Here is an 8,367-nt window from a genome sequence, read left to right as displayed (position 1 = left end):
CTGTCTCTTCTGATGATTTTCTTGAACTCTCAACGGTCAATCCTGGTATGAATGTCATGGCCCATGGAATTAAGTATCCTTCTACTACTCCACCCAAAAATTCATTCAGGTCTTTTTGGTTTTGAGGAGAATTAAGCTTGACGAATGTTGGAAAATACCAGGTGTTCCAAGCCTCTGTTTTGGCATCTTCGAAGCTGGCCAATGACAAAAACATGCTGTAATTCTTTAAAAGGCTATTTGATGGTAAATCTTTGATAACACCCGTGATAATATAGCTTTGATCATCATCTATTATTAAAGATTGATCCATGGCCGCATCGGCAGATCCAAAATACTCCTTTGCCATGGAACTGGTTATTACCAAAGCGTATGGTTTTAGTAGCGCATCTTTTTCATTTCCTGTGATTAATGTGAGACCGAACATCTCGAAGAATGTTTCATCAACTGCAGTAACCTTGTCAACTTTTGCGTTGAGTTCAGCTCCTTCTTTTTTTACAAGCACAGGGTCAACTTCCCTGAACCTAGTCACGAGCTGTTGATACGGAAAGTCAGCCCGTAATACTTCGGCCAGTGGACCAGATACGGAGGCGTATTTCGTTACTTCACCGGCAGTTTTATTATCGATATTTACCCGATAGATGAGCTCAGAATCTTTAAACATCCGATCATAGCTCAATTCATCATAAATGTAAAGTGAAATGAGAATGACGCCTGCCATACCCACGGCAAGTCCTATCACATTTAGAAAAGTAAAAAAAGGTTGTTTAGTAAATCCGCGAAGGGCTACTTTAAAATAATTTCTGTACATAGCGTAAATGGTATCAAGCCCTAATGGTGCTTTTTTTAATTGATTGGTATATTCTTCTTCGGCCATGTTGGGTATTTCACCGAACTCTTCCACGGCTTTTTTAAAGGCCGCCTCCTGGTCTAACCCATCAGCAACCAAATCATCAATATGATCCCTGAGATGTAATTCCATCTCCCTTATTTCACCGTGATCAAAAGCTGCATGCTTGCTAAATTGCCTAAGCCACTCTTTGATTGATTTGTCCAGATTAAACATGATTCATCAAAATTTACGATATAATGAAAGTGCCAATCTTCTGATCAGCAAGTACTCAAAGGCATAAATGGCAATAATTATCAACCCAAAAACAACAGGCAATACACCGCCAAAGCCATAAGCCATGCTCCATACAAAGCCTAGGTAATATTCTGGTCGATACAAAGGCATAAACAAAGCCAAGCCAAATGAAAGTAACATGAGCGTACCAGTAAGATCAGGTTCATTGTAGAAAGATATCGTGATGATAGCGCCAAATAAGATCCCTCCTATAAAAAAAAGCCAATCACTACGTTGTATTGATCCTTCCTTTTTACTTAGCACTAAATAGGTAGCCAGAGGAATACACAATAATCCCCACCAGTTAGAGATTTTTGGCATGTTTTCATCATGTAAAAGGTAGTGTGATGCTACACCACCATGGAAATGTTCCCATAGCAATAGTACACTTGTTAGCAACATAGCTGCACCTGCTATTATTGTTCGATTTTTTGAGTTTAAGACCATTCGTTTGTTGTTTTAAGTTGTTGACCAAATTGCATTTAAGACAGAGTTTACGCTGGACCATTGCTCCTGCTCTGCCAGTAGTTCTTTTTTCCCTAGTTCTGTAATTTCATAATATTTTCTTGGCCGCGAGTCGTCATTCACTGTCCAGTTGGAAGTAATAAAACCTTCTTTCTCCAATCGATGCAAGACGGGATAGAGCATGCCATCAGAATACTTCATTTTGCCTTGCGACAGCTCTTTGATCTTTTTAATGATAAGATAGCCATAACTATTGCCTTGTTTGAGAATCCCCAGAATAATGGGTTTGGTTGAAGCTGCTGTTAAGTTCTTTGATATCATGATTTGATTATTCAATATACATAGAATACCAAAGTATAACGCAAAGTTAAATCAAAGGTTGTGATAATCAGAAAAAATTAATGATGCCGTGCAGCTACATCAGCAATCGGTTGCGCAGATTGATCACATAATTTAATCTTCAATAAGCTTTATTAAAATGAATTAATCTGCTTATTTCGCTAGTTAGGATTAGAAAAATGAGCAAAGGAAATAAGAAATACTTTATAATCGATTTTGATAGTACGTTCACCCAGGTAGAAGCACTGGATATTCTCGGAGAAATATCACTGCAGGATGTTTCTGATAAAAAGGAACGCCTCGCAAAAATTAAGGATATCACAGATCAAGGAATGAATGGTTCTTTTTCATTCAGAGAATCACTTGAGCAGCGGATTGAAATACTAAACGCCCACAAGAACCACTTACCCAAACTCATTGATGAGCTTCATAAAGTAGTTTCTAAATCCTTCAAAAGAAATACAGACTTTTTTAAAGCGTATGCCGATAACGTTTACATCATGTCCAATGGCTTTAAAGATTTTATCGTGCCCATTGTTAGTGAGTACCACATAAAACCAGAAAATGTATATGCCAACGATTTTAAATTTGATGAAGCTGGTAACATTGTTGGATTCAATAAGAATAATGTTCTTTCATCTAACAATGGAAAAGTTGAACAACTTAGAGCTTTGGATTTAAAAGGCGACATTTATGTTATTGGTGATGGCTATACAGATTACGAAATTAAGGCGGCTGGCCTTGCCAATAAATTTTATGCTTTTACTGAAAATGTTGCACGCAATAATGTCACTGAGAAAGCTGATCATGTAACTCCTAGTCTGGATGAATTTTTATACCTTAATAACTTGAATACTGCTATTTCCTATCCTAAAAACAGAATAAATGTTCTTCTTCTAGAAGGGGTTCACCCCAAGGCCATTGAATTAATGAAGTATGAAGGATACAATGTGGAAGTTTATCCGGCAGGCTTAGATGAAGATGAACTTGCCAAAAAAATTAAGAATGTATCCATTTTAGGAATCCGTTCTAAAACCCAGGTAACTAAAAAGGTACTGGATAATGCAAGGCGCTTAATTTCTATTGGTGCATTTTGCATTGGCACTAATCAAATTGACTTGGAAGAATGTCTTAAAAATGGTGTGGCTGTTTTTAATGCACCATTTAGCAATACCAGGTCGGTGGTTGAAATGGCCATTGCAGAAATTATTGTACTCATGCGCAAACTCTTTGAACGCTCTGCAGCCATGCATGCTGGCCAATGGGATAAATCTGCCAAAGGTAGTTTTGAAATTAGAGGTAAGAGCTTAGGTATAATAGGTTATGGGAATATTGGAGCACAGCTTTCGGTACTGGCAGAGTCATTAGGCCTTAATGTTTTATATTACGATGTGGAGGAGAAACTGGCATTAGGAAATGCCACAAAATGCGAATCTTTGGAAGACTTACTTAAGATGTCAGACATCGTATCGCTGCACGTGGATGGTCGTAAAGAGAACCATAACATCATTGGGACACATGAATTCAATCAGATGAAAGATAACGTCATTTTCATCAACCTAAGTCGTGGCCATGTGGTTGATTTAAAAGCATTGCGTGCCAATATCGAAAGTGGTAAAGTAGCCGGTTGTGCAGTTGATGTTTTTCCTGAAGAGCCTAAAAGCAATGATGAAGAGTTCGTATCAGAATTGCGTGGTTTACCTAACACCATTTTAACACCACATATTGGAGGTAGCACTATGGAGGCTCAAGAGAATATTGCCGCATTTGTACCTAATAAAATAATGGATTACATCAACACGGGCGGGACCACCAATAGCGTAAACTTTCCTAACCTTCAATTGCCAAAACTCCAAAATGCGCATCGATTAATCCACATTCACCATAATATGCCTGGTATCCTAGCTAAAATAAACAATGTATTAGCGGATCATTCAATAAATATTGTTGGTCAATATCTGAAAACCAATGAAACCATCGGTTATGTAATTACAGATATCGACAAGGAATATGACAATGAGCTGATCAGGGAATTGCGGCAAATTGATCATACCATCAAGTTCAGGGTCTTATATTGATGCCGGATTGATTATATTCACATATGAGTCAGGAATCAAATAATCAATTAATTACCAAATTTTATAAGGCATTTCAGAACAGAGATGCTGAAGCAATGGCCAGCTGTTATCACAAGGATATAACCTTTGAAGACCCTGCATTTGGGGAATTAAAAGGCAAACATGCCGCCAATATGTGGCGAATGCTCCTTAAACAGGGTGACGCCAGCCTAAAAATACGGTTTTCAAATGTTCAGGCCACTGACTCAGAAGGTAGTTGCCAATGGGAAGCGGACTATAAGTTTTCAAAAACAGGCCGAATGGTTAATAATGAAATCAAAGCAAAATTTCAATTTAAGGAGGGTTTAATTGTTGATCATAGGGATTCATTTAGCATGTGGAAGTGGGCACAAATGGCACTTGGTCCGGTCGGTTATTTTTTAGGTTTCACTCCTATTGTTAAAAATAAAGTACGAACGCAAGCCTTAAAAGCCCTCGCACAGTTCGAAAATCAATCTTAAATGACTTCATATTATTAATTTTGGATCAATTCTGTTAATTGTGCCTTAAATTATTGTTTATGAGATCATCACTTATACTTCTAACTTTAACCATCCCTTTAATTTTTTCTGCATGCACCTCAGGCAAGCGAGCTTTTGAGCGCGGCAGTTATTATGAGGCTTGTGTAAAAGCTATTAACCGATTAAGACAAAAGCCTAATCACAAAAAATCGAAGGACATACTAAGAAAGAGCTATCCATTAGCGGTGCAAACTTTAGAAGATAATGCAAGTCAGGCTGTAGCCAGTAATGATCAATATAAATACAAAAAAAAGTTGCAAGCCTATGAGGCTATTAATAGCCTTCATACAAACATACAGGCTTCGCCTGCAGCCCGAAAGGTGATCTCCAAGCCAAAAAGTTATTTTAACGAAGTGGCTGAATTAAAGGAGCTGGCTGCTGAAGAGAGTTATTTGATCGGGTTAAAATTTCTAAATAATAATACAAGAGAAGATGCTAAACAGGCCTATTATCATTTTAGAGATGCTGATTCATTTGTTTCTGGTTATAAGGATGTGCGGAGCAAAATGGATGAAGCCAAGTTTACTGCTACACTAAAAGTAATTGTTGAGCAAATTCCAGTTCCTTCTATTTATAGCTTAAGTGCCGATTTCTTCCAAGATAAAGTAGAGGAATTCTTGCATTCTGAATATCGAAGTAATGAATTCGTGAGATTCTATACACAAAGCGAGGCAGATGCCGAAGAATTGCCTTATGTCGATCAATATTTAAGGCTTCAGTTTGATGATTTTGTTGTTGGTGAAACACATGTAGAGCGCATAACAGAAACTTTCACCAGAGACAGTGTGGTAGTGGGCACAACAAAAATTAGAGATGGCAAAGAAGTAGACGTATATGGTACAGTTAAAGCGAAACTTACTGTTAATCGAAAAGAGGTTAAATCTAGAGGATTATTTAGCATGAGGGCTGTTGATGCTCATTCCAAAGCAGTATTAACACATAGGAAGTTTACCGGTGAATTTATCTGGTTTACAGAATGGGGAAACTTTAACGGAGATGAACGAGCACTCACCAAAGAACAATTGGCTATTTGCGCTGCATATGATATACCACCACCGGCACCGCAAACACTTTTCATAGAATTTACCAGACCAATTTACGACCAGTTAGTGCCAGCTCTGAATCAATTTTATCAGAAGTACTAATTCTACTTCTTCTTGTAGTTTTGTTTTCTTCTATTAGGCTTACGGAAATTGGTAGGATTGTAAATAGGTGCATCTCCTAAATGTGAAGGTAACTTTGCTTTTGGTACAGGATCACCGAGAAGTCTTTCAATTTGATCGAACTTACGTTGCTCCTTTTCATTATCATTAATAAACGTAAATGCAGCTCCTTTTGAAGCAGCCCGTGCTGTTCGGCCTATTCTATGGATGTAATCTTCACCTTCATTCGGAACGTCATAATTAATAACAAGTTCAATATCTTCTATATCAATACCTCTTGACAAGATATCAGTGGCGACCAGCACATTGAGCTTTTTATTTTTAAAGCTCCTTAGTACATTCTCCCGCTCCTTTTGATCCAAGTCTGAATGTATTTCTTCTGAAGATATTTGCTGCTTCTTTAATTCCCTGTTTAATACTTTGGCACTGGATTTTGTACTGCAAAATATGATAACACTTTGTAATGATTTTGCATTTAAGATATGTTTTACGAGTTCAATTTTTTGATTATCATAAACGGAAAAGGCCACCTGCACCACCCGTTCTGCCGGTTTTGAAATGGCAATATTAATTTCAGCTGGGTCGTTCTTTAAAAGTTTACGTGCCAAATCCCTGATTTTACTCGGCATGGTTGCCGAAAACATTAGACTCTGGCGCTCTTTAGGGAGTTTATTCACAATCTTCATGATGTCTTCATTAAATCCCATGTCAAGCATTCTGTCCGCTTCATCCAGAATCAGAAAACCTAATTTATCCCATTTAACATAACCCATATTCAAATGGGCAATCAGTCTACCGGGCGTACCAATAATAATATCAGCCCCGTTGGTTAACGCCTTTTTTTCTTGTGAAAACTCTGAACCGTCACCACCACCATAAACTGCCAAAGAACTAATTGATGTATAATAAGAAAGTCCTTCTAATTGTTGGTCAATTTGAGTAGCCAATTCGCGTGTTGGCACAATAATTAAAGCCTTTATATATTCATCATGAGGTAAGTTCATGATCATGTTTATCACAGGTAGTAAAAAGGCGGCTGTTTTACCTGTACCAGTTTGTGCAGAGGCTATAATGTCTCTTCCTTCTAATATAAGTGGAATTGCCTGTTCCTGTACTGGTGTTGTTTCCTTAAAGCCCATGGCTTCAATACCTTCAACTAATTTATCCTCAAGGTTTAAGTCTTTAAATTTTATTGGCATCTAAAAGTAATTAAGCTCGCAATTTAGCTAAAAATAGTAGAATAGCTGTGAGTAAAAAATTATCATTGTACATCAATCAGACTATCCGATGAAGTTCAAACATATAATATTTGACTGCGATGGTGTACTAGTAGACAGCGAAATAGTTGCTGCTGAAGTGATGGCGCCAGTATTAAGCACATTTGGCTTGTCAATCACAGTGAAACACTATTTAGCCAATTATACAGGTAAAACATTCCGTCATATTTTTGAACAGTTTAAAATAGATCAACGCGTAGATATTGATATGCTCATTAAGAATGTTGAAGAACGAGTATATACAGACCTTAGACCTGTAGATGGCATTATTGATGTGGTCAGAGCCATTGAACTTCCTAAATCAGTAGTTTCAAATAGCGCCTTGAGTCAAATTAAACATGCTGTTGAAAGTATTGAATTAGCGGATGAATTTCTTTTTCAATTTTCTTCATCACAAGTAAGCCAGCCAAAACCCAGCCCTGAAGTATATATTTATGCCGCAGAGAAGCTGGGGATTTCAGCTCAAGACTGTCTCGTAATTGAAGATAGTATCAGCGGTTGCACTGCTGCCTTGGACGCAGGAATGACTGTAATAGGATTTTGCGGGGGCAAACATATTACTCCACAACACCAATCTGCTTTAAAGGAATTAGGTGTAAATGAGGTCGCATTAAACTCTCCGGATTTGATTAATAAGATATCTAGCATAATAAAAAGCAAGCCAGAATAATCCAGCTTGCCTTTACGATAAATCTTCTTTGCTAGTAGTGATTACGCTTCAGTTTTAAACTTGCTTATATCCATTGCCACAAGCATAACCTTATTGATGTTACCGTCTCTTCCTTTTATTGGTGCATAGTTTTCAGCTAACCATACAACCTTTCCACCTTTCCCTACACGGCTGAATTCACCGGTTTTCATCCTACCTCCGGCCAGTTCTTTCCAAAACTGCCTGTATTCATCACTTGCCTTGTCTTCTTTATTTACAAATATTCTATGGCTTTCACCAACAATCTCTTCCTTCTGATACCCCAACAAATCCAGAAAGTTATCGTTTGCGTTAAGAATTGTTCCAGATTCATCAAATTCTATAATTGAGGCTGTACTGTTAATGGCCTCCATAGTACTTTGCGCTTCGCCCTGGCCTCGTTCCATCTCCTCTTGGGTAGCCTGCAATTCTTCCATATTTTGACGCATTTCCTCTTCTTGAGACCTCATTTGTTCGGTCATTTCCTGCGATTCTTCCAGTAGCTTCTGAGTTGTTGCATTTATTTTTACTGATGATACTGTGGATGCGATACTTTCAGCTATCTTCTGGACAAACTCAATTTCGTAATCCTCAAACATTTTAAATGACGCAATTTCCACCACACCGTAGATTTCTTCATTTACTTTAAGTGGGACAATCAATACACTCTTCGG

General features: G+C 37.7%; 9 protein-coding genes. 4 read left to right on the top strand and 5 right to left on the bottom strand.

Annotated features, from left to right (window positions below; translation table 11 throughout):
- The 3 genes from RLO81_RS15105 to RLO81_RS15095 all read right to left on the bottom strand — a co-directional run.
- The coding region (locus RLO81_RS15105; RefSeq protein WP_350113392.1) for an ABC transporter permease at positions 1–1,063 on the bottom strand (1,063 nt) is incomplete at its 3' end.
- A gap of 6 nt (positions 1,064–1,069) precedes the next feature.
- The gene (locus tag RLO81_RS15100) at positions 1,070–1,570 is read right to left on the bottom strand and encodes a hypothetical protein (protein WP_350113389.1); all 501 of its coding nucleotides are present in this window, start codon (positions 1,568–1,570) and stop codon (positions 1,070–1,072) included.
- Between the two features lie 12 nt (positions 1,571–1,582).
- Positions 1,583–1,909, bottom strand: coding sequence for a PadR family transcriptional regulator (locus RLO81_RS15095; protein WP_350113386.1), 327 nt, complete (start codon positions 1,907–1,909; stop codon positions 1,583–1,585).
- 197 nt (positions 1,910–2,106) lie between these two features.
- Here RLO81_RS15095 and serA point away from each other — a divergent pair, with 197 nt between their 5' ends.
- From serA to RLO81_RS15080, 3 genes are read left to right on the top strand one after another with little or no spacing between them, the layout of a single operon-like run.
- Positions 2,107–4,005 (top strand): phosphoglycerate dehydrogenase, encoded by a 1,899-nt coding sequence (serA, locus tag RLO81_RS15090; protein WP_350113383.1) that lies wholly within the window; start codon positions 2,107–2,109, stop codon positions 4,003–4,005.
- Positions 4,006–4,028: 23 nt separating this feature from the next.
- Entirely contained in the window at positions 4,029–4,505 is a 477-nt protein-coding gene (locus RLO81_RS15085) for a nuclear transport factor 2 family protein (protein ID WP_350113380.1), read from the top strand.
- 59 nt (positions 4,506–4,564) lie between these two features.
- Positions 4,565–5,710, top strand: a complete 1,146-nt coding sequence (locus RLO81_RS15080; protein ID WP_350113377.1) for a hypothetical protein — start codon at positions 4,565–4,567, stop codon at positions 5,708–5,710.
- A gap of 2 nt (positions 5,711–5,712) precedes the next feature.
- On the opposite strand, the gene RLO81_RS15075 is transcribed toward RLO81_RS15080, so the two are convergent.
- Positions 5,713–6,927 carry a DEAD/DEAH box helicase gene (locus tag RLO81_RS15075; protein ID WP_350113374.1) on the bottom strand — a complete coding sequence of 405 codons (1,215 nt, stop codon included), beginning with the start codon at positions 6,925–6,927 and terminating at the stop codon, positions 5,713–5,715.
- Between the two features lie 88 nt (positions 6,928–7,015).
- On the opposite strand from RLO81_RS15075, the gene RLO81_RS15070 reads away from it, so the two are divergent.
- Positions 7,016–7,675 carry an HAD family hydrolase gene (locus RLO81_RS15070; RefSeq protein WP_350113371.1) on the top strand — a complete coding sequence of 220 codons (660 nt, stop codon included), beginning with the start codon at positions 7,016–7,018 and terminating at the stop codon, positions 7,673–7,675.
- A gap of 41 nt (positions 7,676–7,716) precedes the next feature.
- Here RLO81_RS15070 and RLO81_RS15065 read toward each other — a convergent pair.
- A partial coding sequence (locus RLO81_RS15065) for a GAF and PAS domain-containing protein (protein ID WP_350113368.1) occupies positions 7,717–8,367 on the bottom strand: 651 nt, incomplete at its 5' end.

This window comes from Fulvivirga sp. (genome assembly GCF_040220315.1).
GTDB lineage: Bacteria > Bacteroidota > Bacteroidia > Cytophagales > Cyclobacteriaceae > Fulvivirga.
This window is presented reverse-complemented; position numbering and strand designations above follow the sequence as displayed.